This window comes from Streptomyces sp. GbtcB6 (assembly GCF_019091475.1).
Classification (GTDB): Bacteria; Actinomycetota; Actinomycetes; order Streptomycetales; family Streptomycetaceae; genus Streptomyces; species Streptomyces hyaluromycini.
On the sequence record NZ_JAGXJL010000025.1, the window covers coordinates 112931 to 138777 of the forward strand.

General features: G+C 70.0%; 37 protein-coding genes and 1 tRNA gene. 20 read left to right on the forward strand and 18 right to left on the reverse strand.

The window, feature by feature from the left end:
- Positions 1 to 36: 36 nt before the first annotated feature.
- The 3 genes from KVT45_RS34410 (at position 37) to KVT45_RS34420 (ending at position 3200) form a co-directional block, all read left to right on the forward strand.
- Complete coding sequence (locus KVT45_RS34410; RefSeq protein ID WP_217553068.1) at positions 37 to 1242, forward strand: DNA polymerase III subunit delta'; 1206 nt, start codon at positions 37 to 39, stop codon at positions 1240 to 1242.
- 163 nt (positions 1243 to 1405) lie between these two features.
- Complete coding sequence (locus tag KVT45_RS34415) at positions 1406 to 3016, forward strand: alpha/beta hydrolase (RefSeq protein WP_217553069.1); 1611 nt, start codon at positions 1406 to 1408, stop codon at positions 3014 to 3016.
- Positions 3017 to 3123: 107 nt separating this feature from the next.
- A tRNA-Thr gene (locus tag KVT45_RS34420) sits at positions 3124 to 3200 on the forward strand.
- 93 nt (positions 3201 to 3293) lie between these two features.
- On the opposite strand, the gene KVT45_RS34425 is transcribed toward KVT45_RS34420, so the two are convergent.
- Entirely contained in the window at positions 3294 to 4607 is a 1314-nt protein-coding gene (locus tag KVT45_RS34425; RefSeq protein ID WP_308310943.1) for a tyrosine-type recombinase/integrase, read from the reverse strand.
- Positions 4604 to 5260, reverse strand: coding sequence for a hypothetical protein (locus KVT45_RS34430; protein ID WP_217553070.1), 657 nt, complete (start codon positions 5258 to 5260; stop codon positions 4604 to 4606). The genes KVT45_RS34425 and KVT45_RS34430 overlap by 4 nt, the downstream gene beginning before the upstream one ends.
- A 154-nt stretch (positions 5261 to 5414) precedes the next feature.
- Between KVT45_RS34430 and KVT45_RS34435 the strand changes: the two genes are divergently transcribed.
- The 13 genes from KVT45_RS34435 to KVT45_RS34495 all read left to right on the forward strand — a co-directional run bounded on the left by KVT45_RS34435 (position 5415) and on the right by KVT45_RS34495 (position 11750).
- Positions 5415 to 5609, forward strand: a complete 195-nt coding sequence (locus tag KVT45_RS34435; RefSeq protein ID WP_217553071.1) for a helix-turn-helix domain-containing protein — start codon at positions 5415 to 5417, stop codon at positions 5607 to 5609.
- 123 nt (positions 5610 to 5732) lie between these two features.
- Positions 5733 to 6125, forward strand: coding sequence for a hypothetical protein (locus KVT45_RS34440; RefSeq protein WP_217553072.1), 393 nt, complete (start codon positions 5733 to 5735; stop codon positions 6123 to 6125).
- Positions 6126 to 6292: 167 nt separating this feature from the next.
- The gene (locus tag KVT45_RS34445) at positions 6293 to 6571 is read left to right on the forward strand and encodes a hypothetical protein (RefSeq protein ID WP_217553073.1); all 279 of its coding nucleotides are present in this window, start codon (positions 6293 to 6295) and stop codon (positions 6569 to 6571) included.
- Positions 6568 to 7431, forward strand: coding sequence for a toprim domain-containing protein (locus KVT45_RS34450; protein ID WP_217553074.1), 864 nt, complete (start codon positions 6568 to 6570; stop codon positions 7429 to 7431). The genes KVT45_RS34445 and KVT45_RS34450 overlap by 4 nt, the downstream gene beginning before the upstream one ends.
- Positions 7428 to 8507: an AAA family ATPase gene (locus tag KVT45_RS34455; protein ID WP_217553075.1), complete on the forward strand. Its 1080-nt coding sequence runs from the start codon at positions 7428 to 7430 to the stop codon at positions 8505 to 8507. The genes KVT45_RS34450 and KVT45_RS34455 overlap by 4 nt, the downstream gene beginning before the upstream one ends.
- A 208-nt stretch (positions 8508 to 8715) precedes the next feature.
- Positions 8716 to 8907 carry a hypothetical protein gene (locus KVT45_RS34460; protein WP_217553076.1) on the forward strand — a complete coding sequence of 64 codons (192 nt, stop codon included), beginning with the start codon at positions 8716 to 8718 and terminating at the stop codon, positions 8905 to 8907.
- A gap of 12 nt (positions 8908 to 8919) precedes the next feature.
- A complete protein-coding gene (locus tag KVT45_RS34465; protein ID WP_217553077.1) occupies positions 8920 to 9174 on the forward strand; it encodes a hypothetical protein in 255 nt (84 codons plus the stop codon).
- Between the two features lie 101 nt (positions 9175 to 9275).
- Positions 9276 to 9809 carry an HGGxSTG domain-containing protein gene (locus tag KVT45_RS34470; RefSeq protein ID WP_302832595.1) on the forward strand — a complete coding sequence of 178 codons (534 nt, stop codon included), beginning with the start codon at positions 9276 to 9278 and terminating at the stop codon, positions 9807 to 9809.
- Positions 9806 to 10030 (forward strand): hypothetical protein, encoded by a 225-nt coding sequence (locus KVT45_RS34475; RefSeq protein WP_217553079.1) that lies wholly within the window; start codon positions 9806 to 9808, stop codon positions 10028 to 10030. Before KVT45_RS34470 ends, KVT45_RS34475 begins: the two co-directional genes overlap by 4 nt.
- The gene (locus KVT45_RS34480) at positions 10027 to 10194 is read left to right on the forward strand and encodes a hypothetical protein (RefSeq protein ID WP_217553080.1); all 168 of its coding nucleotides are present in this window, start codon (positions 10027 to 10029) and stop codon (positions 10192 to 10194) included. The genes KVT45_RS34475 and KVT45_RS34480 overlap by 4 nt, the downstream gene beginning before the upstream one ends.
- The gene (locus KVT45_RS57800) at positions 10188 to 10457 is read left to right on the forward strand and encodes a hypothetical protein (protein ID WP_308310944.1); all 270 of its coding nucleotides are present in this window, start codon (positions 10188 to 10190) and stop codon (positions 10455 to 10457) included. The genes KVT45_RS34480 and KVT45_RS57800 overlap by 7 nt, the downstream gene beginning before the upstream one ends.
- Positions 10458 to 10626: 169 nt before the next feature.
- Positions 10627 to 10920 carry a WhiB family transcriptional regulator gene (locus KVT45_RS58500; protein ID WP_217553081.1) on the forward strand — a complete coding sequence of 98 codons (294 nt, stop codon included), beginning with the start codon at positions 10627 to 10629 and terminating at the stop codon, positions 10918 to 10920.
- Positions 10921 to 11060: 140 nt separating this feature from the next.
- Entirely contained in the window at positions 11061 to 11750 is a 690-nt protein-coding gene (locus KVT45_RS34495) for a hypothetical protein (protein WP_217553082.1), read from the forward strand.
- 77 nt (positions 11751 to 11827) lie between these two features.
- Here the strand turns inward: KVT45_RS34495 and KVT45_RS34500 are convergent, their stop codons facing one another.
- On the reverse strand, positions 11828 to 12295 hold the full coding sequence (locus tag KVT45_RS34500; RefSeq protein WP_217553083.1) for a hypothetical protein: 468 nt from the start codon (positions 12293 to 12295) through the stop codon (positions 11828 to 11830).
- A gap of 199 nt (positions 12296 to 12494) precedes the next feature.
- Here KVT45_RS34500 and KVT45_RS34505 point away from each other — a divergent pair, with 199 nt between their 5' ends.
- The 3 genes from KVT45_RS34505 to KVT45_RS34515 are packed head-to-tail and all read left to right on the forward strand — an operon-like array spanning position 12495 to position 16188.
- The gene (locus tag KVT45_RS34505; RefSeq protein ID WP_217553084.1) at positions 12495 to 12716 is read left to right on the forward strand and encodes a helix-turn-helix domain-containing protein; all 222 of its coding nucleotides are present in this window, start codon (positions 12495 to 12497) and stop codon (positions 12714 to 12716) included.
- Positions 12713 to 13084, forward strand: a complete 372-nt coding sequence (locus tag KVT45_RS34510) for a hypothetical protein (protein WP_217553085.1) — start codon at positions 12713 to 12715, stop codon at positions 13082 to 13084. Before KVT45_RS34505 ends, KVT45_RS34510 begins: the two co-directional genes overlap by 4 nt.
- Positions 13081 to 16188 carry a hypothetical protein gene (locus KVT45_RS34515; RefSeq protein WP_217553086.1) on the forward strand — a complete coding sequence of 1036 codons (3108 nt, stop codon included), beginning with the start codon at positions 13081 to 13083 and terminating at the stop codon, positions 16186 to 16188. Before KVT45_RS34510 ends, KVT45_RS34515 begins: the two co-directional genes overlap by 4 nt.
- 69 nt (positions 16189 to 16257) lie before the next feature.
- Here the strand turns inward: KVT45_RS34515 and KVT45_RS34520 are convergent, their stop codons facing one another.
- The 6 genes from KVT45_RS34520 to KVT45_RS34545 form a co-directional block, all read right to left on the reverse strand.
- Positions 16258 to 16476, reverse strand: coding sequence for a hypothetical protein (locus KVT45_RS34520; protein WP_217553087.1), 219 nt, complete (start codon positions 16474 to 16476; stop codon positions 16258 to 16260).
- A gap of 352 nt (positions 16477 to 16828) precedes the next feature.
- Positions 16829 to 17197, reverse strand: a complete 369-nt coding sequence (locus KVT45_RS34525; RefSeq protein WP_217553088.1) for a DUF6415 family natural product biosynthesis protein — start codon at positions 17195 to 17197, stop codon at positions 16829 to 16831.
- Positions 17194 to 17658 (reverse strand): hypothetical protein, encoded by a 465-nt coding sequence (locus KVT45_RS34530; protein ID WP_217553089.1) that lies wholly within the window; start codon positions 17656 to 17658, stop codon positions 17194 to 17196. Before KVT45_RS34530 ends, KVT45_RS34525 begins: the two co-directional genes overlap by 4 nt.
- An 87-nt stretch (positions 17659 to 17745) precedes the next feature.
- Positions 17746 to 18585: a helix-turn-helix transcriptional regulator gene (locus KVT45_RS34535; protein ID WP_217553090.1), complete on the reverse strand. Its 840-nt coding sequence runs from the start codon at positions 18583 to 18585 to the stop codon at positions 17746 to 17748.
- Between the two features lie 10 nt (positions 18586 to 18595).
- Positions 18596 to 19327, reverse strand: a complete 732-nt coding sequence (locus KVT45_RS34540) for a DUF6879 family protein (RefSeq protein ID WP_217553091.1) — start codon at positions 19325 to 19327, stop codon at positions 18596 to 18598.
- 85 nt (positions 19328 to 19412) lie between these two features.
- Complete coding sequence (locus KVT45_RS34545; RefSeq protein ID WP_217553092.1) at positions 19413 to 20084, reverse strand: hypothetical protein; 672 nt, start codon at positions 20082 to 20084, stop codon at positions 19413 to 19415.
- Between the two features lie 103 nt (positions 20085 to 20187).
- Between KVT45_RS34545 and KVT45_RS34550 the strand changes: the two genes are divergently transcribed.
- Positions 20188 to 20403 carry a hypothetical protein gene (locus KVT45_RS34550; protein WP_217553093.1) on the forward strand — a complete coding sequence of 72 codons (216 nt, stop codon included), beginning with the start codon at positions 20188 to 20190 and terminating at the stop codon, positions 20401 to 20403.
- 155 nt (positions 20404 to 20558) lie between these two features.
- Here KVT45_RS34550 and KVT45_RS34555 read toward each other — a convergent pair whose 3' ends face one another.
- From KVT45_RS34555 to KVT45_RS34595, 9 genes are all read right to left on the reverse strand, one after another.
- Entirely contained in the window at positions 20559 to 22673 is a 2115-nt protein-coding gene (locus KVT45_RS34555; RefSeq protein ID WP_217553094.1) for a zonular occludens toxin domain-containing protein, read from the reverse strand.
- 88 nt (positions 22674 to 22761) lie between these two features.
- Positions 22762 to 22926, reverse strand: coding sequence for a hypothetical protein (locus KVT45_RS34560; protein ID WP_217553095.1), 165 nt, complete (start codon positions 22924 to 22926; stop codon positions 22762 to 22764).
- Complete coding sequence (locus tag KVT45_RS34565; protein ID WP_217553096.1) at positions 22919 to 23134, reverse strand: hypothetical protein; 216 nt, start codon at positions 23132 to 23134, stop codon at positions 22919 to 22921. The genes KVT45_RS34560 and KVT45_RS34565 overlap by 8 nt, the downstream gene beginning before the upstream one ends.
- A complete protein-coding gene (locus KVT45_RS34570) occupies positions 23131 to 23316 on the reverse strand; it encodes a hypothetical protein (protein WP_217553097.1) in 186 nt (61 codons plus the stop codon). The genes KVT45_RS34565 and KVT45_RS34570 overlap by 4 nt, the downstream gene beginning before the upstream one ends.
- A gap of 32 nt (positions 23317 to 23348) precedes the next feature.
- Positions 23349 to 23771, reverse strand: a complete 423-nt coding sequence (locus tag KVT45_RS34575; protein ID WP_217553098.1) for a transcriptional regulator — start codon at positions 23769 to 23771, stop codon at positions 23349 to 23351.
- Positions 23772 to 23868: 97 nt separating this feature from the next.
- The gene (locus tag KVT45_RS34580) at positions 23869 to 24285 is read right to left on the reverse strand and encodes a hypothetical protein (RefSeq protein ID WP_254647763.1); all 417 of its coding nucleotides are present in this window, start codon (positions 24283 to 24285) and stop codon (positions 23869 to 23871) included.
- A complete protein-coding gene (locus tag KVT45_RS34585) occupies positions 24282 to 24458 on the reverse strand; it encodes a hypothetical protein (RefSeq protein ID WP_217553100.1) in 177 nt (58 codons plus the stop codon). The genes KVT45_RS34580 and KVT45_RS34585 overlap by 4 nt, the downstream gene beginning before the upstream one ends.
- Positions 24458 to 25579 (reverse strand): conjugal transfer protein, encoded by a 1122-nt coding sequence (locus KVT45_RS34590; RefSeq protein ID WP_217553101.1) that lies wholly within the window; start codon positions 25577 to 25579, stop codon positions 24458 to 24460. Before KVT45_RS34590 ends, KVT45_RS34585 begins: the two co-directional genes overlap by 1 nt.
- Entirely contained in the window at positions 25576 to 25845 is a 270-nt protein-coding gene (locus tag KVT45_RS34595; RefSeq protein WP_217553102.1) for a hypothetical protein, read from the reverse strand. Before KVT45_RS34595 ends, KVT45_RS34590 begins: the two co-directional genes overlap by 4 nt.
- Positions 25846 to 25847 lie beyond the last annotated feature (2 nt).

Genomic DNA, 25847 nt, shown 5'->3' on the forward strand with positions numbered 1-25847 from the left:
CGGACCGGTGTGTATGACGAAAGGGCGGCGTGACCCATGACCGTGTGGGACGACCTCGTCGGGCAGGAGCGGGTGAGCGAGGTGCTCACCGCCGCCGCCCGGGATGCCGACGCCCTCGTCACCGCCGCCGCGACCGGCCGGCCGCTGCCGGAGTCGTCGAAGATGACGCACGCCTGGCTGTTCACCGGCCCGCCCGGCGCCGGCCGCAACCAGACGGCGCGGGCCTTCGCCGCCGCCCTCCAGTGCGTGAGCCCGGACCGTGCCCTGGGCGGCGTCCCCGGCTGCGGCTTCTGCGACGGCTGCCACACCGCGCTGGTCGGCACCCACGCGGACGTCAACACAGTCGCCGCCGTCGGCGCCGAGATCCTGGTCAGGGACATGCGCGACACGGTCCGCAAGTCGTACACGGCCCCGGCGACCGGCCGCTGGCAGATCATCCTGGTCGAGGACGCGGAGCGGCTGAACGAGAAGTCGGCCAACGCCGTCCTCAAGGCCGTGGAGGAGCCCGCGCCCCGCACGGTCTGGCTGCTCTGCGCACCCTCCCTGGAGGACGTGCTGCCCACGATCCGCTCCCGCTGCCGCCACCTGAACCTGAGCACGCCCTCGGTGGCGGCGGTCGCCGACATGCTCGTCCGGCGCGAGGGCATCGAGCCCCAGGTGGCCGCGGCCGCCGCCCGTGCCACCCAGGGGCACGTCAACCGGGCCCGCAGGCTGGCCACCGACCCGGCCGCCCGCGAGCGCCGCGCGGCCGTGCTGAAGCTGCCGTTGCGGCTGGACGAGGTCGGTGCGTGCCTGAAGGCGGCCCAGGAGCTGGTGGACGCGGCGGCGGAGGACGCCAAACAGCTCGCCGAGGAGATGGACGGCAAGGAGACCGAGGAGCTGAAGGCGGCACTCGGCGCGGCCCAGGGCGGTCGGCTGCCGCGCGGCACGGCGGGTGTGATGAAGGACCTGGAGGACATGCAGAAGCGCCGCCGCACCAGGACCCAGCGCGACAGCCTCGACGTCGCCCTCACCGACCTCACCGGCTTCTACCGCGACGTCCTCGCCCTCCAGCTGGGGTCCAGGGTCGCGATCGCCAACGCGGACGCCGAGGACGCCCTGGAGCGGCTGGCCCGGGCCGGCTCGCCCGAGGCCACGCTGCGCCGGATCGAGGCGATCGCCGCCTGCCGGGAGGCCCTGGACCGCAATGTGGCGCCGCTGCTGGCGGTGGAGGCGATGACGATGGAGCTCAGAGCGGGCTGACGACGACACTCGGGGCGCCCGCGTGGCGGGGCGGGGTGATCTCCCTACGACGCCGTAGAGGAGACCGTCTGCCGCGAATGCACGGCGTTGACCGGGGTCACCCGTACGAGCCACAGTCACCACGCACGGCACGGAGATCATTTCTCGGCGTTACGCTCGATTGATGCACATCAGGCGAATCCCCCGCCAGACCCGAAATCGACCCCGGGCCCACACCCGGACCATGGCGGCCGCCCTGCTCTCGGCCGCCGCCCTGCTCGTCTCCGCATGCTCCTCCTCGGGGAGCGCGTCGACGTCGGCGTCCACGTCGGCCGGCACCGCCCAGCTGGCCGCGCTGCCCCGCTCGACGCCGTCCGTGCTGGCGCCGTACTACGACCAGAAGCTCACCTGGCGCGACTGCGGGGTCCCCGGTTTCCAGTGCGCGACGATGAAGGTCCCGCTGGACTACGCCAGGCCCGGCGCGGGTGACGTCCGGCTGGCGGTCGCCCGGAAGAAGGCGACCGGCAAGGCGAAACCGCTCGGTTCGCTGCTGGTCAACCCGGGCGGGCCGGGCGGCTCGGCGGTGGACTACCTCCAGCAGTACGCGGGCATCGGCTACCCGGCCGAGGTGCGGGCGCGCTACGACATGGTCGCCGTGGACCCGCGCGGAGTCGCCCGCAGCGAGCCCGTCGAGTGCCTGAACGGGCCGCAGATGGACAGGTTCACCGAGACCGACATGACCCCCGACGACCAGAAGGAGACGGACCAGCTGGTCGGCGAGTACAAGACGTTCGCGGAGGCCTGCGGGACGCATTCGGCGCAGCTGCTGCACCATGTCTCCACCGCGGATTCGGCGCGGGACATGGACATCCTGCGCGCGGTGCTCGGCGACCGGAAGCTGAACTATGTGGGGGCGTCGTACGGCACGTTCCTCGGCGCGACCTACGCGGGCCTGTTCCCGGAGCGGGTCGGCCGGATGGTCCTGGACGGTGCGATGGACCCGTCCCTGTCCGCGCGTGAGCTGAACCTCCAGCAGACGGCCGGGTTCGAGACGGCGTTCCAGTCCTTCTCCGAGGACTGCGCGAAGCGCACCGACTGTCCGCTCGGCGCCGAGGGCAGCACGCCGACGCAGATCGCCGACAACCTCAGGACGTTCTTCCAGAAGCTGGACGCGCACCCCATCCCGACCGGCGACCCGGACGGCCGCAAGCTGACCGAGTCCCTCGCGACGACCGGCGTGATCGCGGCGATGTACGACCAGGCGGAGTGGGAGCAGCTGCGCGACGCCCTGCACACGGCGATGAAGGACAACGACGGGGCGGGTCTGCTCGCCCTCTCCGACAGCTACTACGAGCGGGACGCCGACGGCCGCTACTCGAACCTGATGTTCGCCAACGCCGCTGTGAACTGCCTGGACCTGCCGCCCGCCTTCACCAGCCCCGAGCAGGTCGAGAAGGCACTGCCCGAGTTCGAGAAGGCGTCCCCGGTGTTCGGCCCGAACATGGCGTGGGCGTCGCTGAACTGCGCGTACTGGCCGGTGGGGGCGACGGGGGAGCCGCACCGGATCAAGGCGAAGGGCGCCGCCCCCATCGTCGTGGTCGGCACCACCCGCGACCCCGCGACCCCCTACCTCTGGGCCCGGTCCCTGGCCCGTCAGCTCTCCTCGGCGCGCCTCCTCACCTACGTCGGCGACGGCCACACCGCCTACGGCCGGGGCAGCACCTGCATCGACTCGGCGATCGACACCTACCTTCTCGACGGCACCCCGCCGGCGGAGGGAAAGCGCTGCTCATAGCCCCTGCGGCCGGCCCCGGAGCCCCCGCTCCGGGGCGTGTACGGAGCACCCCCGGAAACTGTGTAGACTTACCGACGTCGCTGATCGCACCATAGTGCGGGCGACGCGCCGCTTTAGCTCAGATGGCCAGAGCAACGCACTCGTAATGCGTAGGTCTCGGGTTCGAATCCCGAAAGCGGCTCCATGCTTGACCAGCGGTTTCCTTCGGGGAGCCGCTGTTCTGTTTCTGGCCTAGTTGCAGCGGTAGTTGCCATTGCCACAAACGGCGATACAACGCTCAGCCCCACAGCGCGTCCCCCATCCGCTTCGCCGCATCGTTCGCGAGGACCGAGGCGACGTGCGTGTAACGGGTCATCATCCGCATGGAGCTGTGCCCGAGGATCTCCATCACGACCCGGGGTGAGACGCCCGCCTCGATCAGCAGCGTGCCCGCGGTGTGCCGGTTGTCGTGCACCCGGGCGTCGCGCAGGCCGGCCGCTTCGAGGATGTCTTTGAACTCCTCCCAGTCCATGCGGGGATCGATCGGCTTCCCGGTCGGCTGGCAGAAGACGAGATCGTTCTCTTCCCACAGCTCACCGGCCGCCAGGCGCTCCCGCAGCTGCGCCTTCCGGTGCGCCTTCAGCAGCGGCACCAGGGGCGGCGGAATGGGCGCCAGCCGCTTGTTCTTGCCCTTCGGCTCCCTGAACACCAGGCCGCCGCCCGTTCGCTCCGGGCAGGCCTTGGCGTGATCGGTGCAGTCCTTCGGGCACGGCTTCGGGCAGCCGCGCTTGTAGTGCTTGTGGGTCGCGCAGTTCTTCCGGCACGCCTTGCGGTGGTGCTTCTCGCCGCAGGCGTGCGCGTCCCCGCAACCGTGCTGCCACGTCAGCCGCTGCAACTGCCACCAGACCTTTGCCACCCCGTTGTCCAGGTCGATGTACTTCCAGCGCAGGCCGATCGCCTCGCCCTGCCGCAGCCCGAGGGCGAGGGCGACCGACCATCGGGCCCCGTTCCGGCGCTCGGCAGCCTCGGCGAGCAGAGCGCGGGCCTCGGATTGGTTGAACGGCTCGATCTCTTCCTCGGCCGCCTGCGGAGGCTCCACGAGGGTGGCGACGTTCCGCATGACGATGTCCCGCTGCATGGCCACCTTCAACGCGCGAGCGATGATCCGGTGCGTCTTGAGCACCGTGCCGGAGGCGAGCCCCTGTTTGATCATCTTGAGGTACAGGGCGTCCAGGTGCTCGGCGGCGAGCTTGTCGACGCGGTGCTTCCCGATCCCGGGGAACAGGTACAACCGGCACTTGGACCGGTAGTCGTCCAGGGTCCGCGGGCTCATGGTCCCGTCGGCCACCTTGCGGGCGCAGGCCGTGTCCATCCACGTCGTCAGCCACTGCTCGATCGTCGGCGGCCGGCCGGCCTTCTTCGTCTTGCCCGCGTCCCGCTCGCGCTCCAGTAGGCGGACCTTGGCGCGCACGACGTCCTCGTCGGTGCCCATGCGGTGGCGTCGGTCCGGCGCGCCGTTCGGCTTCGTCCCGACCGTGACCCAGCCGTGCCACTTCCCGTCAGCCTCGGAGAAGTAGACGCTGCTCTCCCCGTTTGCGCGCCGGCCGCTCACCCTGCTCGCCCCGTCCGAGCAGGCGGCAGGATGCCGCGCTTGCGGGCCTCGTACACCCAGCGGTGCACCGTGCGCACAGGAGCGCCGGACAGTTCTGCGATGGACGGCGCTGGCGCCTTGTCTCGGTCGGCGAACCAGCGGTAGGCGTCTGCCACGTCCTGGAGGAAGTCGTCAGTGATGCGGCCCTCGGGCTGCTTGATATGGGGGAGCCTGCCGTGGTCCTCGCTGACGAGCATGCCGCTCGGCATGGGGTTGAAGTACATCGACGTCAGGTTCTCTGTGGCCTCAAAGAAGTCGTCGAGGGAGTCGAGAGAGGGCGGCACGAACCCCTCTACGCCATCCATGAAGATCTCTCTGGCCTGGGCGTACGACCGCTCTATGGTTTCCGTCGGCGGGGGCGGCGGATTCACGACGATGAAGGTCAATGCCCTTTCGATCTCAGCGAAGGGGATTCGCCGCCAGACGCGCCCGCTCAGTGGTTCCTTCGCACTGGAGCGCAGCACCACGGCTTGGAGCTCAAGCCGATGTTGCCCTTCGCTGCCGCCAACCTCGTAGTGCAGATACACCGTCGGGCCCTCATCCGAGATCTCGCGCAGCCTGATCCAGCCCCACGGTCGTACGGCGATGTCCCACTGATCGATGCGGAAGTCCATGGGCGGAGCATGGCACCGATGTCACGGCGTGAGCAAGTGGAACCACGCGCGTGAGTAAGTGGTGCCATGTGCTTGCGCGACCCACTACGACCCTCTAGAGTCGAAGTGAGCAAGCGGTGATACGTACTCGCCGCCACCTACTCAGGAGACTCGAATGACTCGGATCCTGTACCCGACTGACGAGGTTGCCGAGCAGCTCGGCGTTGGGCTCACGACCGCCAAGGCCCTCATCAAGACCGGTGAGCTGCGGAGCGTGAAGATCGGCCGTTCCCGCCGAGTGCCGGCCGACGCGCTGCGCGAGTACGTGCAGCGCCTCGACGCCGAGCAGAACGGCGAGACCGCCGCGTGAAAGCGGCCCCCAGCAGGTGCGCCAACACCTCACGCCGGGGGCCGACCCGATCCAGGAAACGCCAGAGCCCCGGCTCACTCACGACAGCAGACCGGGGCTCCAACTGAAACGGATGTAGCCAGCATGGCACAGACCCTCAGCACCAGCACCAGCACCGTTCCGGCCGAAGGTGTACGCGCGGACGGCGACGCAGCCCGTGAGCACCCCACGCAGCCCCTCACCTGCCCGATGTACCGCGACTGCAACGACCCCACTCCGGGCCACTACGACCACTCCGGGCACGGGGTCCTGAAGGTGCTGGACGAGCGCGACACCAGCACGGTCATCGACGCCGGCATGGTCTCCCTGTCTACGGACGACCCGCACGCGACGGTGCACGCGACCGTGTACATCGGTGTCGCCGAGTACTCGGACCCGGCCGCCCTGAAGGCGAAGACGCAGGAGCTGCGCCGCTTCCTCGACGAGGTCGACGCGCTCGCCGACCGGGTGTTCGCCGACCACCAGGCCCGCGCGTAGTGACCTCACGCCCCGCCCGCCGCGCACCCCGACTGGCCCTCACGGCCGGACGGGGCCGCGGTGCACCACCCGGGACTCGCCGAGCCCGGACCTTCGATCTTCCTCGCGAGACGGCCGCCCCGCAGCGACAGCCACCCCGCCTCGCTCTCGCGAACGGACCGACGACCATGCGCGACACGACAGAGCGGGAGCCGGACACGCCGGCGCTCCCCGAACCGGCCGGCCGGCCCCCTGGGGGATGGCCCAGCAAGACCGCGGCTCTCCGCGCCAAGTGGGCTGCCGAGCACGCGCGACGTACGGCCGCGTACCGGGCCATCTGCGAGCACCTGGCCGAACAGCCCACCCCGAGCTCGATCCGGACCGTAGCCCGGCGGTGGTGCAGGGACATCACCGCTGCGGCCGACGCGCTCGCCACTGAACGACAGAACCAGGAGCACCAGGCGTGAGCGACGGAATCGCCTTCAACCGCATGGCCGACCGCCTGCGCGACCTCGGCGTGGCCACCAGGTACGGCGGCGGCGCGCTCCGAGTGCAGGGCATCTGCCACGGGGCGGCCGGGGTCGGCGCCGTGTCCATCAAGCGCGGCAACAACGGCTCCCTGATCGTCTGGTGTCACGCCTGCGAGGACAACGTGGGGTTCCTCGAAGCCATCGGCTGGACCCTCGCCGACCTCAACGACGAACCTCTCGCCGATCGGCCCCGCGACCGACCCGCCGACGACACCTGGATCCCCTGCCAGGACCGCGGCCACAAGTGCGTCGCGCAGTACCGCTACCACGACGAACTCGGCAACCTCGTCCATGGCGTCACCCGCTGCGACCACAAGTGCTTCGCCCAGTGGCGGCCCGACGCGGGCACGCGGTCGGGGCGTAGGTGGCGGCTCACCGACGACCAGGGCAACCGGCTCGTTCGTACGGTGCCCTACCGGCTCCCCGAACTGTTGGCCGCCAAGCAGGAAGACCGCGTCGTCTGGATCGCCGAGGGCGAAAAGGATGTTCACGCCCTCGTGCAGCACGGCCTCGTCGCCACCTGCAACGCGCAGGGCGCCGGGAAGTGGACTGCCGAACACGCCCGCTTCCTTGAAGGGGCGGACGTCACCATCGTCGCCGATCGTGATCCCGTCGGCAGGAAGCACGCCGAGCACGTCGTCGACACGCTCCGCGGCATCGCCCGCTCCGTGTACGTCGTCCAGGCCAAGACCGGCAAGGACGCCGCCGACCACTTCGCCGCCGGCCACACCGACTCCGAGTTCCTTCAGGTGTGGGCCCCCGTCCCGTACCCGGGAGATCCGGAGGTGGCCGCGTGACGAACACCCCAGAGTGGGCCGAGGACGTCAAGGCCGAGTCCGACGCCCACGCCGCCGCCGAGTCGCAGGCGGAGGACGAACTCCCCAAGTCGTTCACCCCAGGTGGTTCGTTCTTCCTGAACGCTCCGCCGACCCCTCCCGCCGTGTGGGGCAGTGGAGGGGACGTGCTGTGGGCGCAGGGCGAGTCGCTGATCCTCGCGGGCCCCCAGGGCGTCGGCAAAACCACGATCGCCCACCAGCTCATCCGCGCGCGCCTCGGTCTACAAGACGAAGTCCTCGGCCTGCCCGTGGAGCCTGCGCAGGACGGCAAGAAGTGCTTGATGCTGCTGATGGACCGGCCGGCGCAGGCCCGCCGGGCGGGTCACCGGATCTTCGGCAAGGACCCGGAGGACTACCTGAACGAGCGTCTCGTCGTATGGGAGGGGCCGCCGCCCTACGACCTCGCCAAGCGCACGGACATCCTCGCGGCGATGTGCGCCCGGGCAGGCGCCGACACGGTATTGGTCGACTCGATCAAGGACGGCGCCCTCGGTATCTCTGCGGACGAAGTCGGCGCGGGCTACAACCGGGCCCGGCAAAAGGCGCTGGCCGAAGGCATCCAGGTGTTGGAGAACCACCACACCAAGAAGGCGGGCGCCAACGGCGGCGAGCCGAACACCCTCACCGATGTGTACGGCTCCGTCTGGATCACGGCGGGATCTGGATCAGTGGTCATGCTGTGGGGCGATGCGGGTGACCCTGTCGTCTCGTTCCGCCACATCAAGCAGCCGATGAACGAGGTCGGCCCCTTCCAGCTCATCCACGATCACGCGAGCGGCCTCACCACCGTCCGCCACGCTGTGGATCTCCTCGACATGGTCCGCATCAAGGGCGTCCACGGACTCACCGCTGTCGACGCTGCTGCGGCCATGTTCGAGACCAAGAAGCCCACGGCAGCCGAGCGAGAGAAAGCCCGCCGACGACTCGGCCAGCTCGTCGACAAGGGCTTGCTCGCCAAGGTCGAACCCGAAGCTCCGGGCGACCCCGTCCGCTTCTTCCTGGGGCGCGCCCAACTGCCGTCACGGGAGGCTTCGTGACCCTCACGGACACCCTCACGCACCCCTCACGCACCCCCTTCGGAAGGGAGGGGTCACGCACCCCTCACGCACCCTCACGCAAAACACAAGACCGCAGGTCACAGCTTCACGCCGACCCTCACGCACCCTCACACCCCAGGGGCCTCACGTTTCCCCCCTCTCCTTAGAGAGAGGGGGAACGTGACCCCCCACCAGAAATGGAACCCACATGACCGTCATCCCCGAAGCCCTCAACGGCACCGTCATCCCCGGCGGCTGCGACACCTGCAACGCCGAACAGCGCATCACGCGAATCGAACCCCTGCTCTGGTCCATCGGGATCGCACACGACGACTGGTGCCCCACCTGGCAACAGATCCAGGCTCTCCGCACAGCACCCCCCGCCACCTTCCGCCCCTGAACGGAGACCCCGATGTCCACCGACAACGAAGCCATCAAGGCCGGCACGAAGGAAGCCATCACCGAATGGCTGGAGACAACCGCCGGCCGCGACGCCATCACCGCCGGCGCACGGTCCGCGGTCGTCGACTGGATCGAACTCACCAGCCAGGGCGGCGCCGCCATCAGCTGGGGCGCAGAACGCGCCATCACCGACTGGGTCAAGAACCACGAACCCGCGCTGCTGCGAGCCCTCACCGAAGCCACCGCCCGGCTCGGCAAGCGCTGACCCCACCAACTTCCGGCCGTCGACCGGCGGCTGACCAACCCGAAGGAGAGCGACATGGTGCATGGGGTCCACGCCCCCGGGCGTAGTGCATGGGGTTCCCGATGAGCGCCCGCTGCGGTGCGCGTTGCCGGGATGGGTCGGCGTGTTCGAATGCGCCGATGCAGGGTGCGGAGCGGTGCCGGATGCATGGGGGCGCGAGTCCTCAGGCGCGGGCTGCTGCTGAGCGGCGGCTGTTGGAAGCGGATGCATCGCGCCTGCTGGCTGAGCTTGATGTTGCTCCGGTGGGTGATCCGCTGGCGGGGTTGCTGAAGCTGGCTGGTCAGGTGCTTGCGTGGCAGGAGTCGACGGCGGCCTTGGTCAATGCCTTGGACTCGCCGCGGTATCGGGGGGCGAATGGTGCGGAGCAGTTGCGTGCCGAGGTTGCTCTGTATGAGCGGGCGATGGATCGGGCGTGTCAGGTGCTGGCGACGATCGCGAAGCTCGGCATCGAGGAGCGCTTGGTTCGGCTGACTGAGCAGCAGGCGGAAGCGGTGCTGTCTGCGATCAATGCTGCGTTGGAGGCTGTGGGCGTGGGTGGCGAGCAGGCGGAGCAGGCGCGGGTGGCGGCTGCGCGGCATCTGAGGAGCGTGGGATGAGCGGCATGTTCGAGACGGCGGCGGACTGGTTGGAGTTCGGCCGGCCGGGTGAGCGGAGCGCGGCGGAGGAGGCGGCTCGGTTCGGGGCGCTGCTGTGGGACGTGGGCGGCCGGCGGGCGTACGAGCGGCAGGAGGCTGGCGCCTATCGGCTGAGCCTTGTGGGCGCGGGCTCGGTGCTGACGTACGAGGTGCTTGGCGTGGCCCTTGGGGACCTGCGGTGACGGGCGCGTTCGAGGTGGCCGCGGGGTGGTTGGAGGAGGGCACTCCGGAGGCGCGTGCGTTGGGTGAGGAGATCTTCGCTCTTCTCGATCTGTTCGACGAGGAGGAGGTCGCGGAGGTGGCCGCAGCGCTGGAGTCCGGTGATTGGGAGGCGGGGTCGTGGTGAACGGGTACGGGTTGGCGGCGGTGATCACCGTTTGTGTGACGGTGCTGGTGGTCGTGCTGCTGTGGGCGCTGGTGCGTCTCGGGCAGCAGTCGACGGCACCCTCGGCGGTGGCCGGCCCCGGGGAGCCGGGCCGCGGGGAGCTGACGGCCGACGAGGAGTTCGCCGCGGTGCTGGAGCACAACCGGGCGGGGCGTGCGGCGTTGGGGCAGCAGATCGCCGAGGCGGCTGCCCGGGCGGAGCGTGAGCGGCGGGGCGAGTGGTGACGGTGGTGGATGAGACGGCGTCGTGGGCTCGCGAGGAGTTGGCGGGGCTGACGACGGTGCCGGAGTACGGAAGCGATGCGTGGCACGCGTTGGAGCCTGCGGATCCGCAGCGGCAGGCGGCGCTCGTGATCGCGGCTGAGCGGTGGCGGGAAGCGCAAGGGGCTGGGCGATGACGGGGCGGGCGCGTCGGCCGGTGGATGGGCTGGCCATTCCGGGGTTCGTGGTCGATGCGTGGGAGCCGGTGCCGTGTCGGGAGCGTGGTGAGGAGTTCTTCGTGACGGGCCTGCGGCCGTCGCAGGCGCGGGCGTTGTGTGCGGGCTGCGGGTTCCTGGAGGCCTGTCGTTCATTCGCATTGGCGCGGCCGGGGTTGTGGGGGGTGTGGGGCGGTACGACCAGGCGCGAGCGGGAGGCGGTGCAGCGCGGGGCGGTGGGGCGGGGTCCGCCGGCGTCATTCGCGGTGTAGGGCAGGCCGGTTGCCTCGGCTGTCGTCTGGTGTCGGTGATCGGGTTTCGGAATGACGGGCGCGGCAGTATCCGCGTTCGGTGATGAGCGGTGGCCCCGAGGCGGGGCGCCGGAGGCGTAGGAACAGATTGGAGCAGACCAGTGGTGATCTTGGTTTCTGAGGAGCAGGTCCGGGAGGCCGAAGCGCAGGCGCAGCGGGCGGAGCAGGTGCGCGCGCAGGCCGACGCGGAGTTGACCCACGCGCCACACTCCAGGCGGGCAGCGGAGGCGGCCGTCGACGCGACGCAGAAGGCCGCGGCCGCGACGCGGCGGCTGGAGCGGCTGCGCGAGGAGTTCGAGGAGTCGGAGGCGGCGCGGGCCGCGGATCGTGCGGAGGCCGAGAAGGCGGCGACGAAGGAAGTCCGTGCGGCCGCGAAAGATCTGACGGGGGCTCGACAGAGCCTCACGGCGGCTGCTGCGGCGGCTCAGGATGCCTTGGCGACACTCGTGCAGGCGACGGCCGTCTACAACGCGCTGGCGGCCCATCACGCGGACGCCCTGGCGGCCGTGGGCCTGGACCTTGCGGGCGGCCGGAACGGTGGCGGCCGCGGGCTGAGTGGTCCGATGGTCGTTGTCGACGGCGAGGGGCACGCGCCGGCGGAGCCTGGGGCCGTCGTGGGTGCGGTGGTGGCGCGGTTGGCGGCATCGTTGCCGCGGTCTCATCGGTTGGCGGTGGCGGCGAGGTATCTGCCGGGCGGTGACCGGGCGGTGGCGTTGTTGGCGGGGGTGCCGGAGCCGGTGGTGGAGTGGTCGGCTCCGGTGCGGCCTGTGGGTCGGGGGAAGGCGGCGTGATACGCGGTCGTTGAGCGGCTCGCCAGGCGTGGCGCCCGGTTCTTCCTGCGGGGAGGGCCGGGCGCCTTCGCGTGCGGCTACTGGCGGCGCTTCCGGTAGGCCCGCTGCCTGCACGCGTTCGAGCAGTACAGGGAATCGGCGCGGCCGGTGTCGATGCGGTCACCGCACTCGGGGCACGGCCGGTCGGTGCCCTTGTTGCCGTTACGGCTACGCGTGAGGGACGTCGAGCAGGCTCGCGAGCAAGTGACCCGCTTCAGCAGTGGATCGGATGCGCGCACCACCATCTGTCCGCATGCGGCGCACGGCGCGGCCGGCATCTGCTCGCCGCGGCCGACCAGGCAGGACCAGCGGTACTGCGGGGTCTCGCGCAGGTGACCCGGGCGCGAAAGACCGGTCTTTGGGTCGGGAGCACCGCAGGTGTGGCAGGACTCGCAGATGAGCAGGAGTGCTGGCCACCACTGGCGGCGGTGCTTCTGGGCGCCGTCGACGAGGTAGCCGGTGCCGTCGATGACGGCACTGCACATCGGACAGGTTCTCTCACGCATAGCTGTAACGGTACGGGTCGGGGAGAGTTCTGTCACGCGTAGCCGTAACGCTTCTGTTTGGTCGTGGCGATCGCGAGACCTGGTCTTCCTGGGGGAAGGGCCACGTGCCGCTGTTTGTCGGAATCCCCCAATGTGATGCCGCTGTTTCTGTATGAACTCCTGCATTCGGTCGTACGATCTTTGTAGGAGGTGGACAACAATGGACAGTCCTGGACGCGCAGAGTTGCCCCCGAGGATGCGGGCGGCGGTGCTGCTGGCCATGGGCCGCAGCACGGAGGAGATCGGGCCGGAGATCGGCGTCAGCGGGCGCACGGTTCGCCGCTGGAGGGCCCGGCCGGAGATGCGGGCGGACATCAGGCGGGTGCGGCTGCGTCTCCTCGACAGCGCCGTGGCGTCCGTCCGGGCGGGGGCGGGGGAATGAGCCGGCGCAAGGGCCGCGGCCGCCAGAAGGGCCGCCTGGGGGCGAAGCTGGGGGCCGCCACCGCGAAGTACGTCAACATCACGCTCGTCGAGGGCGAGAACAAGGGGCAGTTCTTCACCCTCTACGGCCTCGACGAGCAGGACGTGGAGTCCGCGCGGAAGGCGTGCGCGGAAGGCATGCCGAACGTGGAGGCGTTCCTCATCGTGCACGGCCTGTTCCAGGCGGCAGGGCTCGATCCCTTGGCCTGGTGCGAGTGGCCGGTGGACACGAAGCTCGACCTGTTCGCGATGGTCGGGCTGCCGGTGAAGGTGTGGCCGAGTGACATGGATTCCGACCTGGCGCAGCTGCTGAGCGGAGCGGCCTCGTGAGCGGCGACGACGTAACGATCACAGTCCGGGTCAACGACCGTAGCGAGGCCGGATTCCGGGACATCAACGGCCGGCTGAGGACGATGGACGGCCGGTTCGCGGCGACGGCCGCCAGCATGCGCCGGTCCAGCGACGGCTTCAACAACTCCGTCATGAGTCTGCAAGGCAGCGCAGCGAGCCTGACACCGTCCCTCATGCAGGTGGGCGCGGTGCTGGGCACTGCACTCCTACCAGCGCTCGGCGCGGCCGCCCCCGCGATGCTCGGACTGGGTGCCGCCGCGGGCACGTTGAAGCTCGGGTTCGCGGGCGTCTCCGGTGCGATGGAGGCTGCGGGCAAGGGGAAGAAGGAGTACGCGGACGCTCTCAAGAAGCTGTCGCCGCAGGCCCGCGACTTCACGAAGGCCATGGTCGACCTGAAGGGCCAGTTCGGCGGGGTCGGCAAGGAGATCCAAAAGGCCATGCTGCCCGGCTTCACCGAGGCAGTGAAGGACGCCGGGCCGCTCGTGAAAATCCTTGGCCGCGGCATGACCGACCTGGGTGGCTCGTTTGGTGACGCAGCCAAGGGCGTGGGCCGGATGATGAAGGACTCCGGGTTCCAGAAGGACTTCGCCACGAACCTGAAGCTGGGCACCGGGTTCGTGAAGGACATGACGAGGGCGATGGGCCCGTTCGTCGAATCGTTCCTGTCCTTCGGCGCGAAGTCGAAGCCGACCCTCGACGCGCTCACGAACCTGGCCGGCGGCACCCTGTCCAAGGGCCTGCCGTCGATGTTCAAGGGCCTGGAGGGCGGTATCGGCGGCGCGGCGCAGGTGCTGGACGGGCTCGGCTACGCCCTGAACGACAAGATCCTTCCCGCGATCGGCGAGTTCTCCGGCCAGTTCGCGAAGCTCGGCGGCCCGGTCCTGAAGCAGACGCTGATGCTGCTCGGCGACACGGCGCAGGTGGCGTTCAAGGGGCTGGGCCTGGCGCTGAAGGCGGCTACTCCGCTGATGCACGATGCGGAGAACGGGCTCCGCGGGATCCGCACGTTCGGCGCGGACGTCGCTCCCACCCTGAAGGACATCGGTACGGCGCTCGCCTCGGTGTTCGTTCCGGCCAACTACTCCAGCATGGCCGGCCCGTTCACCGCGCTGGCGGACGCTATCGACCGGAACAAGCGGGCGATCCAGGAGGGCGCGCGGGTCTTCGGTGACGGCGTGCTGGCCATGTCGGGGGCGGCGATCAAGTCCGCGCCCACGATCATCCACATGTTCCGGCTCATGTCCGAGGGCGTGCTGACCGCGCTGGACGGGGTTGTGTCGGGGGCGGCGGATGCGTTCGGCTGGGTGCCCGGGATCGGACCGAAGCTGAAGGCCGCGAACAGGGAGTTCGACACCTTCAAGGGCGCGTTCCTCAACGGGCTTTCCGCAGCGGAGTCGAAGGCGAACAGCTTCGCCGCGAACGCCGCCCCGAAGCTGGCCGCGGGCAAGCTGAAGCTGGACATCAACAACTGGGAGTCGCAGATCGCGACGGCCAAGGCGCAGCTGAAGAACGTGCCGGCGTCGAAGCGCGCGGCGCTCCGGGCGGACATCGCCGACCTGGAGGCGAAGGTCCGGGCGGCGAAGGCGCAGTTGGCTTCAGTGCAAGACAGGCACGTCAGTGTGACCACGACGTTCTACTCGGTGGGCTCGCCGGCCAGCGGCGGCATCCCAGTGGCCAAGCGGAACTATGCGGCGGGCGGCCGCGTGCGTGGCTACGCGGACGGCGGGGACGTGCAGTTCGCGCCGAACGGACTGCTCAGCGGCCCAGGTTCGGGAACGTCGGACAGCATCCTCACCCTGTTCGCGTCCGGTGCTGTCGGCCGCACGTCGAACACCGAGTTCGTCGTCAACGCCAACGCGACGAAGAAGCACCTGCCGCTGCTGGAGGCCATCAACAACGACCGGCTGCCGAAGTTCGCGAAGGGCGGCATGTCGCAGGCGATGAAGGACGCCCGCGGCCAGCTGGGCAGCCAGTTCGGGATCTCCTACTTCGGGCGGGCCGCTGGCTACGAGCGGACGCCGTTCGAGAAGTCGCTGGGCGCGCCGTCGGATGTCAGCAGTCTGGTGTCGGCGCTGAACGGCGTGGCGGGGCAGATCAAGGCGGCGTTCTCGGGGCATACGGAGTCGTCGCTGCTGAAGCGGCTGTCGAGCGTCGGCAAGAGCCTGATCGGCTACGAGAAGCAGCTGAACAGCGTGACGAAGTCGCTGGCGTCGGCGAAGGACAAGCTGAACTCGCTGAAGGACGCCTCGTCGCAGCTCGCCTCGTCGGTGAAGTCGGGGATCTTGTCGTCGGCGAACATCACGAGCGGGGCCAGTGGCAGCACGGTGACGGTCGGCTCGATCATGGGCGGTCTCACGCAGTCCCGGGACCAGGCGACCGCGTTCGCGAGCGCGCTGAAGCAGCTGAAGGCGAAGGGCCTGTCGTCGGCGCTGATTCAGCAGATCGGCGAGGCTGGGATTTCTGGCGGTGGCCTGGAGACCGCGGGCGCGCTGCTGGGTGCGTCGTCGTCGGAGATCAAGTCGCTGAACTCGCTGCAAGGGCAGATCAATTCGGCGGCCGGGTCCGCGGGGAAGACGACTGCGGACTCCGTGTACGCGAAAGCGATCAAGGATCAGACGGCGGTCGTCAACAAGCTCACCGCGCAGCAGGCCAAGCTGGAGAAGTCCATGGCCAGCCTGGCGAAGACCATGGAGAAACTGATCTCCAAGGCGCTGAAGGGGAAGGCCGCGGGCGGCATCGTCGGCGCGGCCGCCTCCGGGGGGCTGCGCGGCGGCCTGACGTGGGTGGGCGAGCACGAGCCGGAGCTGCTGGACCTGCCGGTCGGGTCGCGGGTGTGGTCGGGCCCGGACAGCCGGCGGAAGGCGGCGGAGGCGCCGTGGGCGTCGATGCTCAACAGCCCGCGGCGTGCAGGTACGCCGGCGAATGCGACACCGCAGGAGGTTCGTGTGGTTCTGGAGTTCGCGCGGACGGTAGGCGGCTCCACCGAGTTTGAGGAGCTGGTGCTGAAGACGATCCGACGGGCCATCCGAGTCCGTGGCGGCAATGCCCAAAACGTCTTGGTTGGGCATCGCGGACGGCCGTGACGTCGCCTCAGCGTCAAGCCCCCCGGAGGCGGCGAGGCCCCGGCCAGAGAGCAGTCAACGGCCGGGGCCTCACGGCGTTTCCTGCGCCGACGTCATCTCGTCGAGGACGGCGAGCACGTCATCGAGACGGCCGCGGAGCCGCTCGACGAGCAGGATCAGGTGCGCCTCGTCGAGTTCGGCCAGATCGGTGACGCGGGAGCGCTGGAGGTCCGCCCGGGCGAAGTGCACGCGGACCCGTTGCAACGGCGTCAGCGGCCCCTCAGCGTCCGCGGAACAGCTGTCGCGCATGAGTTCCTCCGAGAGGTCCGGAACGGGGCACACAGGCCCGTTGGGGCATGGGGCGGCCCCGGCCGGACGTGCTCGGCCGGGGCCAGGATCCCGCCCGCTCCGTTGTCACCTGGGGAGCGTGGAGCGGGCGGGCGATCGGGTGGCGGCTATCTCTCGCCGTCGGCGGCTGGCACCTCGCCGGGCGGCGAATCAACCAGGCCGTCCGAGAGCGGCCTGAGGCCGCGCAGCCGGATGTGCGCTGGGCAGGCGTACCGGCTGACCTGCCGGCTCCCTGAGCCCTGATCCTCCACGTGGATCAGCCGCACGTTCCTGGTGTAGCCCCGACACCAGGCGCAGAACCCGAACGCTGGCATCAGGCGCCCTTGAGGTTCTCGTAGTGGTCGCACAGTGCCGTCACGGACCGGGCGAGTTTCATCGCCACCGTCATCTGGCCTGGGCTGTTGTAGCCGGGGACCAACCCCAGGCGCATGCTGGCCTCCCTGGTGCAGGCCAGGGCACACGCGCTCGGGATGTCGTCCGCCGGGAGCAGGCGGGTCATCGCCTCGATGGTGGGGATGAGTTCCTCGATCTGCCCGCGCAGCGCGGTGTCCAGCGTCGTCACGTCGTCGGTGGGGATAGGGCGGGCGTCCGGGGCGAGGAACCGGTGCGCGGTTCTCCGCATGGTCTCGATGTCCGGCGCAAGCTGCTGCTGTGCCTCGGTCATGGACACGTCCGCCGTCATGCCGGTACCCCCACTCGGTAGCTGAACCCACCCGGACCGAGCGCTGCAGCGAGGACGGCCGGATCCGTAAGAACTCCCGAGCCGTCCGGGTAGTTCAGCCACAGGTGCTTGCGTAGCATCCGGCCGGCGGGCGGGCAGTGCAGCGGCCATCCGTGCGGCTTCACGGACACTGCCCGCACGTCTGCGAGTTCCTCGGCGGCATCGAGCGGGACGAGCCACCAGGCCACATCCCCCAGGGTGTCGGTCAGCACGGGGCCGCGCTGGCCCTCTCGGATCCGGGTGAGGGCGGGCATCGTGTGGACGAGCCGGGCCTCGGCGACGAGCCAGTGGGCGCCGGACTCTATGGGCGCGAGCTGGTCGGCATGCCAGGCCTCGCGTACGAGATCGGGGTGCGCGGAGCAGTCGGCGAGCCACACGTCGCCGGCCGCGTACCGCGCTTCCGTGCGGGTCAGTTGGGCCATGACCAGGACCGTAGGGACGGGCGAGAATCAGCGCGCAGTCTGATTCGCGAATATTCGCCTACGAGCGCGGCTGATAAGCCGAGATTCTCACGCGAGGTCGGAGACCTGGGCGCGCGCCCTCGCGATCAGCCGGCGTGCGTGGGTCCCGTACACCGCAGCGTCCGCGAGGGTGTCCCACACTCGCCGGTACACGGCTACGGTGTCGGCGTCGTCCAGCCACAGCTCGGCGTGCCAGTCCTCGACGATCGCAAGCCGGTCGTCGTACAGCCAGAACGAGTTAGCCGGCGGGATCCGCAGCTGCGCGCCGAGCGGCACAATCCCGAGGCGGACGGTGTCCAGGCCGATGACGGACATCAGCCGGTCCATCTGCGCGGCGAGCACCTCCGGGGGCGCCACGGCGGCATGCAGGGCCGCCTCCCACAGCAGGATGTCGAACACCCGGTCCGGCTCCCACAGCAGCGCCTGGCGGCGCACACGGGCCCTCACGGCGTCCTCGACGTCCTTGGGGGACTGCTGGAGTTCAGCGAACCGGGTGAAGACGTGCCGGGCGTAGTCCGGGGTCTGGAGCATCCCGACGACCATGGACCCCTGCCACGCCCGGAGTTCGGTGGACCGCTCGTACTCGATGGTGAGGACGTCCTGCACCGGCCGGTGTCCGGCGGTCAGCTGGCGGCGCCACGACCTGGTGTGCGTCTCCAGGCCCTGAAGCCGGGCGGTGAGTTCCCCGGCCGTCTCGGGAGCGCCTACGGCCGCGGCCCAGGCGATGACGTCGTCGGCGGTGGCGGTCTGCCGTCCGGTCTCCAGCTTCGAGACCTTGGCCTGGGGCCACTCCAGCAGGGCCGCCAGGTCCCGTTGGGTGCGCTCGGCGCGCAGCTCACGGAGCCGGCGGCCGAGCGCCTCGCGGGCCTGCTGGAAGTCCGTGGTCACCCTTGGGAAGTTACCCGCGGAACTGGTCGTACGGCATCGCGTGGTGCCATGCAGCCTCGCGGGCCTGGGCGTAGCGGAGCACCTCGACGGGGTTGGTGATCAGCTCGACACCGGTCATGACGTCGTGCTCGTCGAAGTGGAGCAGGGCGACCACGCGGGCGTCGAACAGCCAGAAGTCCTCACGTGGAAGCTGGAGTTCCTCGGCGCGGCTGCGGGCCAGGACACGGATGTCCTCGCCAACGGCGGAGTTCCGACGGGCGTTGTCGAGGAGGTACCGCTGACCGACGGTCGGGGGCTCGTCGAGGATCCGTACCCGCTCGAAGCGCTTCCCGGCCGCGGTCTGCTCGCGACGGTTGGCGCACCATGGGTCGTCGAGATCCCAGGTGACGGGCTGGCCAGCGGCGAACTGCCGGTACGTGTCGGTCACCTCGTCCTCGGCGTACCGGCCGCGCGTCTCCAACCGCCAGGCCGAGTGCCGAAGCGTGGTGAACATGCGGCCGAACTCGGCGAAGCTGATGGGCTGGGGCACGTGCACGGACTCCTTCGGGCCAAAGTTCGCGAGGAGTTCACGGGGCACGGTCACCGCGGCCTCGCCCTCGGCGAGGTCGAGCTGACCCAGCTCTGCGGGGTCGGTGACCGGGTCGCCCTGCACGACGTAGGTGTCCGTGCCGGACTCGGTGTACAGGGTGGGGCATCCGTCGTTGCCGGAGTTGGTGCCGACCTTCCACAGTCGCCTGGTCATGGCGTGTATCCCTTCGGTGTGGGTGAGGCTGGCGCGCACCGTAGCTGCTTTATCGGCGACCGCAACAGGGCGCCCTCCGGTTGGGTCAGGGGGTCGCCGTGGCGCTGTTGAGCATCTCGTCGGTGACGGCCTGGATGGCGTCGTTCAGCTGGTTGTTGTCCATGCCGGGGCAGGCCTTGAGGCCGGCCGTGGCGTTGATGGAGTTGGTGTCGTCGGTCAGTTCGCCCTCGATCCACTTCCGGCACTTGGCGGTGATCTCCGGGGTACCTGCCACGGTGGGCGTGCTGCTGACCGCGCTGTTCAGGGCGTCCTTCATGATGTCGGACGCGAACTGCTGCACCGTCGTGTCGTCAACGCCTTCGCACGCCTTCGGCCTGGTGCCCTCGGGGGCGTTGCCGCCCTTGGCGACCGCGTCCTTGTACTGCTTGGTCATGGCGGCCTTGCAGGCGGCCGGGTCTGCCTTGGAGCCGCCGCCACTGCACGCGGTGAGGGTGGCGGCGATGCCGAGCAGGATGGCGCAGGCGGCGGTACGGGTGTGCATGGTCCCCCCAAGGACGTGCGTGTCGAGGTGGGCATCATGCTCGGTGTGCGCCGTGAGGGTGGGCGGTGTGTCCGTGTTGTGACCCTGCTCGGGGTGTCCCCCTAACCGCATCAGGTATGCGGTGTGGTGTCTCTGACGTGCAGTGATGCGCGGTGATGGCACGCTCTTGGCACGGCTCTCGGTGCCGCGCGCGAACGCCTCGTCGGCTGCCGTCATACGTATAACGTGACTCAGTCACATTTGACAGCGGCATTCACGTCGGGGTGGGACTTCGTGCAGTGCGGATGCGTTCGGCCGCCGCGCGGGCGAGGCTGTCGGCATGGCTTCCGTGATGCCCGTGATCGTGTACCCGCCCGACGAGGACGGCGGCCGGCGCGTCCGCGTCGACGGGGAAATCCTCGGCCGGGCGTACGGGCTGCGGGACATCGCTGAGTTCCTGCGCCGGGCCGGGATCGAGGACGTCGACGAGTCGTATGTCGCAGCCTCTGGACTCATTGAGTGGCGCGGCGGCGGCCCGGACGTCTGGGAGCACTGAGAACCGGGGGAGGGAAGCAGCAAAGGGGAGGCCAACGCCCCGTTTCCGGGGGTCAGGACGACCCGCGCAAGCTGCCTCCGTTGCCTCCCTGACTGGCCATTTCCGCAGCTCATGTACAGGGAGGCAGGGTGGGGAGGCGGGTAGGGAGAACTCCCTCAGTCCTCGTCGCCTCCCTCGTCGTCGAAGTCGTCCTCGGCACGCGCGGCGATGGCGTCCAGGACCCGGTCGAGGGCGACATGCTGCCGACCGCCGGTCTTGTACTCGCCGTGCCCCGCCTCGTCGAGGACGCGCCGGAGATCGCGGAACGACCAGGCGCTGTACTCGACTGGGTTGCGGTCCTGAAGGCCGCGCAGCACGTCCTGGGTGAGCATGCGGGGCGCGCTGCCGAGGACGGCGGCGATGTCGGCGAGGTGGTCGACAGGCTCGAAGGCGGGCGCGTCCACGGGCCCGCGGCCGTCGTACAGGGCCATCGCCCGCTCGACGACCGGGGTGACCTCGTCGATGCCCCGCTCGGCGTCACGGGCCACGTAGTAGGCGCGGATCACCTCGAACGGATTCGCCGTGAACCCGTAGGTGACCGCGGTACCGATGTCCTGCCCCGGCACCAACTCCGTGGCGCGGATGCCGGCCTTGTACTTGCCGGAGCCGAGGAGACCGTCGTTGGCGACCTGGTCGCCGACCGCGAACGCCACCCGGTGCGAGGTGTTGCGGGTGACGTCGCGCGGGATGCTGTCGGCGGTCGGGGACACGGTGACCCAGATGAGGGTGATGCCGACCTTGCGGGCCTTCTTCATGACTCGAATGGCCAGCTCAGCGGCTTCCTTGCCGTACTCCTTGTGCATGAACAGCTCGTGGCACTCGTCGAACACGACGACCTTCGGCCGCATCCGCGGGTCCCGCATGGCCATGTCGCGGGTGAGCTTCGGCGAGTCACCGCCGAGTTCCTCCAGCAGCTTGCCCCGGTCGGTCACCTCGGCGGCCAGGCCGCGCAGGGCGTCGAGGCCGGCCCGCAGCTGCTCGGGGTCATCGCCCTTGACCAGCATGTTCAGCCGGGGCTTGAGCGGGTCGTAGTCGACGTTCGTGGCCATCACGTAGACCTCGGCGATGACCAACGGGTCGAGGATCGCGCCGAGCAGCAGGGCGACCACGATGGACGTCTTCCCGGAGCCCATGATGCCGCCGACGATCCAGTTCTTCCCCATGAGCTGGCCGATGATCTGGTCACCGCGCTGGGACACGGCGACCGGCACGCCCTTGAAGTAGTCCGTGGTGCCCTCGGTGAGCAGGGGCCACGGCGGTACGGCACCGTTGAGGGAACCCTGGTCAGCCACCCACAGGTCAAGGACACCGGGAGCCTTGGGGGGCTCCGTCGGCCACACCTCGACGGGCTTGCGCAGCAGGTTGTGGGCGAGCACCTTCTTCTTCGCGTTGATCATCTCGACGGTGACACCCATCGGCAGCTGCAACTGGGTGTGGTAGCCGTTGCCGAGCCGGGTGGTGGGCTGCACCCAACGCGGCTTCCACCCCTCCTTGATGGCCGCGTTCAGCTTCGGGATGGACAGGTGCTCCAGGGCGCGCAAGATGGCGTTCTCGTCAGGGATGACGCCGGTCTCGCCTTCGTCGGCGGGGAGGGCCCAGGTCGGTGCCGCCTTCTGAGCGCGGCCAACAGCCCAGGCGCCGGCGACGAGTAGGGCGGGCAGCGAGTACAGCAGCGGTTCCCAGATGACCCCGGCGAGGAACGCGACCCAGCTGACGAACTGGACGGCCGCGTTGATCGGGGCGATCACGTCGGCCACGTCGTGGCTGTGCGCGGCCATCATCATGCCGATGACCAGCAGTAGGGCGCCGGCACTGGCCAGGGCGGACGCGATGGCCTTGGGCAGGTTGACGGCCATCTGCAGCAGGTCCATGCGCCTCTTGTGCCGGGCGAACCTGAACGCATAGGCCCGCTGTTCCCAGGTGCGGAGCAGGTCCTCGTTCCCGGAGGCCTCGGCGATGCGCATCATGCGGTGGTGCACGGCGGTGGTGCGGGCCTCCCAGGCGCGCCGGGTCAGGATGCGGGTGCCGCCGGCGATGTAGGCGCCGTGACGGACGGTGAACCGCCAGGTGGGGTGCTGCCGGGTGTCGACGAACACGCGGCGCAGGGAGTCGATACGGACCCGTCGGCGCGGTCGGGCGGCCTGGTTGGTGGTCGGTTCGGGCTTGTCGAGTGACACCGGTTCGGGTGTGTCGTCGACCTCGGCGGGCGGCCGGTCGGTGATGTCCGTCATGCTGTTCTCTCCGGTCGTTCAGTTGGGCGGTCCGGGACACGGGGCGGCCGGCGGTTCCTAGGCCGATGGCGGCCGCCCCGTGGCGGAGCTACTTCTTCTTGGCGTCGCGCTTGCGGGCGCGGTCCTTCACCCGCTCGATGTCGCGGTCGATGTCCGGCTGGTGGGTGATGCCGGCGACCGCGCGGCGGATCCCGCGGGCCTCGATGCGGGCGATGGCCAGCCGGTCGACGAGGGTCAGCTTCGGCTCAGTCATCGGTCGGCTCCGGTGCGTCCTTGGCCAGCTCGCGGGCGAGTTCGATGTGGTTGCGGGCCATGTCGTTGTAGAGGGTGCCGACGGCGGCGAGGTGGAAGCCCTCGGCGTGCCGGGTGCTGCCGCGGGTGAGGTGCTCGGCGGTGTCGGCGATCGTCTTGGCCTTGGTGAGGGCCTCGGTGGCGGCGGCGAGGTGCTGTTCGCGGTTCACTGCTGGTCCCCCTGCTCGATGGTGGTGAGGGTGTTGATGGCGTCGAGGTTGGCGTCGACCGATTCGGCGGCGATCTGGGCGGCCGCCGTGTGCCCCTCGGACTGCATGCGCAGCTGGAGCGCGCGGGAGCGGGCGGCCCCGGCCTGGTAGTTGGCAATCTGCTGTGCGGTGCTCTGCGGCACGGCTGTTCCTCTCGGGTTGAGGGCCTGTTCGTTCAGCGGTCGCGGACGGCGATGAAAGCGGCGATGCCTTCGACAAGGTGGTGCGTGGCCTGGTCGAGGAGGTAGGCGCCGCCGAGGGGGCCGCCGAGCTGATAGAACGCCCCCTTGCCGAGGGCCTCGGCCGCTCGTCGGACGGGCCAGCGGCGGTCGATCAGGTAGTGCGTGGCACCGGACAGGGCGAGCGCGGCAGCCATGCTGCGCCCGCGCAGGCCAAGCCCGAGGATCCGGTTGCCGGCCAGCAGGGCAACGGCCTGCGTGGCGGTGTAGGAGGCGACGTGCGCGGCGAGGGCCTTGTGTCCTTCGGCTCCGGGCTTGGCCTTGTGCTGGGCCTGGTGGTCGCTTTGGACCCAGTGGTCGGCGGTGTCGGCGGCGACGCGCAGGAGCGCGTACACGGCGGGGAAGGCGGTGGACTTCACGGGTTCCTCCTGGTTGCGGGCCGGGTTGTCCGACCCCACCGCCCGCCGGCATCACTTCGGCGCGTGGGGAAGTGATCCCGGGGGACGGAAGGGCAGGTCAGTCGGTTTTGCGCTTCACGATGGGCCGGATCTTCGAGGCGGCCCATCCGGCGGCGAGGATCACCCCGACCAGGGAGACACCGACGAACGGCAGGTTCGCGGAGACGGCGCCGATGATGCCCAGCAGCGTGCCGCCCATCAGGACGACGACCGCGCACGCGCACGCCGTGCAGACGACGACCACCGCGAGGATCAGGAACGTGACCACGACCAGCCGGAACGTGGCCGGGTCCATGCCCTGCTGCACCGGCGCCTGCACGACGATCGGCGGCGGAGGCTGGCCAATCGTGAAGTGCACCGGCCGGCCGCGGTCGTCGTACAGGACGTTCGGAGGACGGTGGTGCGCCGGGGCCTGCTCGGCGGCCGGGACGACGTAGTGGCGGTATTGCTCCGGCACGTTGGACGGCTCGGTCATCGAGCCCACCGCCGGATCCGGGGCAGCACGGCGCGGACGAGCAGGGCGACGACGAGCGCGGGCGGGACGGCCTTGACTGCGGCCGCCACGAGGACGGCGCCGGCCAGGGCGAGGACGGACGGGAAGAACAGGAGCAGGACCCCGAACAGGGCGCCCGCGAGGAGTGCTCGCATCAGGCGTATCCGCCTTCCATCTTGTCGGCCGGAGGCTCCGGCGGGGTCTTCTTCGCAGCCCTCGACAGGGCCGTGCGGATGTACGTCTCGTCGACGACCAGGCGGCGGTGCTGCTCCAGGTGCTCGGCGATCTCGCGGGGTGATGCGGTCTCGCCGAGGGCTGACGCGGCTTCCTCGACGGCGCCCTGAAGATTCACGGCGGGCAGGGCACTGACCTCGTGATGCGCGGGCGCATCAGGTCGCTCGACGGTGTACTCGGGAGGCTGCTGGCCGAGGACCAGGGCGACCGCGACGGGGTCGACGTTCAGTCCGTAGGTGGCGAGGATGACGGCGAGTTCGACGGCGTCCGCATCAGGTCGCGCGTCGGCCGCGAACCGGATCGCGTCCTCGGGGTCCATGGCGGCGAAGGTGTTGCGGAGCTTCTCCGTCGCCGACACGGACCGGGGGTGTGTGGGGCTCTGCCCCACGGAGGCCGTGGGGGCAGCGCCGTACATGGACGCGAGGGCCGCATCAGCCCCGTCACGGACCCGGACGCGCTGTACGTCGACCAGGCCGGCGCCGAGTTCGGCGTCGCCCACACCGACGTACTTCGCGAGCCGCCAGTAGGAGCGGACCGCACGCTTCTGCTTCCGCTTGTCGGGGTGCCCGTCGGCCACGGCCCGCTGATAGGCGAGTTGCCGTGCGACGTCGCCGTTGCGGCGGATCACCTCGGCGTCCTCGCCGGTGCGGTAGACGACGATCGAGCGGGCGATCAGGCCCAACCCTTCGGCGGCCCCGGACATGGCCAGCGGGGTCACCGCGTACACGGCTCCCTCACGGAGGCTGCTGGCGATGGCCAGACCGATGCAGCTGGCCGAGAGCGGGGCGAGCCACATGCCGCCCCGGACCACAGCTGGGGAGGCCATGCCGAGCATGGTCCGCCCGAGCATGATCAGGGCCAGGATCAGGGTGAGTCCCTCGCCGGCCGCGACGACTCCGGCCGCGGTCGCCTGCCGGTGGAACGCGGACACGGCGTTCGTGTACGTGCCCCAGGCGCCGAACCCGCCGACGACGACGATGACGACGGCGGCCGCGCCGAGGACGAGGGCCTGACCCCAGGTGAGTTCTCTGCGGGTGGTCACTGGTCGTCCTCCGGGCTCACGGTGTCGGCGACACGGCCACGGAGGGGCAGAGAGCGGGCGGCCAGCTGGGCGTTGAGGAAGTCGAGGGCTTCCGCGTGGGTGATGCGCAGCTGGTGGCGGCCGAAGGCGAGGGCGATGATCTCGCCGGTGGTGGCCTGCTCGCTGTCGCCAGCGATGACGTGCCGGGAGACGACGTGGTCGGCGACGCTCATCAGGGCGCGGTGGCGGCGGTTCTCGGTACGCCTGGCCTTGGACTTGTTCAGCATGG

Bases quoted from the DNA above. Each gene is read 5' to 3' on its own strand.
- KVT45_RS34475 (WP_217553079.1), top strand. From the start codon at position 9,806: ATGAGCGGCATGTTCGAGACGGCGGCGGACTGGTTGGAGTTCGGCCGG.
- KVT45_RS34550 (WP_217553093.1), top strand. From the start codon at position 20,188: ATGGCTTCCGTGATGCCCGTGATCGTGTACCCGCCCGACGAGGACGGC.
- KVT45_RS34505 (WP_217553084.1), top strand. From the start codon at position 12,495: ATGGACAGTCCTGGACGCGCAGAGTTGCCCCCGAGGATGCGGGCGGCG.
- KVT45_RS34555 (WP_217553094.1), bottom strand. From the start codon at position 22,673: ATGACGGACATCACCGACCGGCCGCCCGCCGAGGTCGACGACACACCC.
- KVT45_RS34520 (WP_217553087.1), bottom strand. From the start codon at position 16,476: ATGCGCGACAGCTGTTCCGCGGACGCTGAGGGGCCGCTGACGCCGTTG.
- KVT45_RS34445 (WP_217553073.1), top strand. From the start codon at position 6,293: ATGCGCGACACGACAGAGCGGGAGCCGGACACGCCGGCGCTCCCCGAA.
- KVT45_RS34530 (WP_217553089.1), bottom strand. From the start codon at position 17,658: ATGGCCCAACTGACCCGCACGGAAGCGCGGTACGCGGCCGGCGACGTG.
- KVT45_RS34560 (WP_217553095.1), bottom strand. From the start codon at position 22,926: ATGACTGAGCCGAAGCTGACCCTCGTCGACCGGCTGGCCATCGCCCGC.
- KVT45_RS34440 (WP_217553072.1), top strand. From the start codon at position 5,733: ATGGCACAGACCCTCAGCACCAGCACCAGCACCGTTCCGGCCGAAGGT.
- KVT45_RS34470 (WP_302832595.1), top strand. From the start codon at position 9,276: ATGAGCGCCCGCTGCGGTGCGCGTTGCCGGGATGGGTCGGCGTGTTCG.
- KVT45_RS34465 (WP_217553077.1), top strand. From the start codon at position 8,920: ATGTCCACCGACAACGAAGCCATCAAGGCCGGCACGAAGGAAGCCATC.
- KVT45_RS34545 (WP_217553092.1), bottom strand. From the start codon at position 20,084: ATGACGGCAGCCGACGAGGCGTTCGCGCGCGGCACCGAGAGCCGTGCC.
- KVT45_RS34580 (WP_254647763.1), bottom strand. From the start codon at position 24,285: ATGACCGAGCCGTCCAACGTGCCGGAGCAATACCGCCACTACGTCGTC.
- KVT45_RS58500 (WP_217553081.1), top strand. From the start codon at position 10,627: ATGACGGGGCGGGCGCGTCGGCCGGTGGATGGGCTGGCCATTCCGGGG.
- KVT45_RS34540 (WP_217553091.1), bottom strand. From the start codon at position 19,327: ATGACCAGGCGACTGTGGAAGGTCGGCACCAACTCCGGCAACGACGGA.
- KVT45_RS34410 (WP_217553068.1), top strand. From the start codon at position 37: ATGACCGTGTGGGACGACCTCGTCGGGCAGGAGCGGGTGAGCGAGGTG.
- KVT45_RS34585 (WP_217553100.1), bottom strand. From the start codon at position 24,458: ATGCGAGCACTCCTCGCGGGCGCCCTGTTCGGGGTCCTGCTCCTGTTC.
- KVT45_RS34500 (WP_217553083.1), bottom strand. From the start codon at position 12,295: ATGCGTGAGAGAACCTGTCCGATGTGCAGTGCCGTCATCGACGGCACC.
- KVT45_RS34460 (WP_217553076.1), top strand. From the start codon at position 8,716: ATGACCGTCATCCCCGAAGCCCTCAACGGCACCGTCATCCCCGGCGGC.
- KVT45_RS34595 (WP_217553102.1), bottom strand. From the start codon at position 25,845: ATGCTGAACAAGTCCAAGGCCAGGCGTACCGAGAACCGCCGCCACCGC.
- KVT45_RS34525 (WP_217553088.1), bottom strand. From the start codon at position 17,197: ATGACGGCGGACGTGTCCATGACCGAGGCACAGCAGCAGCTTGCGCCG.
- KVT45_RS34435 (WP_217553071.1), top strand. From the start codon at position 5,415: ATGACTCGGATCCTGTACCCGACTGACGAGGTTGCCGAGCAGCTCGGC.
- KVT45_RS34510 (WP_217553085.1), top strand. From the start codon at position 12,713: ATGAGCCGGCGCAAGGGCCGCGGCCGCCAGAAGGGCCGCCTGGGGGCG.
- KVT45_RS34415 (WP_217553069.1), top strand. From the start codon at position 1,406: ATGCACATCAGGCGAATCCCCCGCCAGACCCGAAATCGACCCCGGGCC.
- KVT45_RS34430 (WP_217553070.1), bottom strand. From the start codon at position 5,260: ATGGACTTCCGCATCGATCAGTGGGACATCGCCGTACGACCGTGGGGC.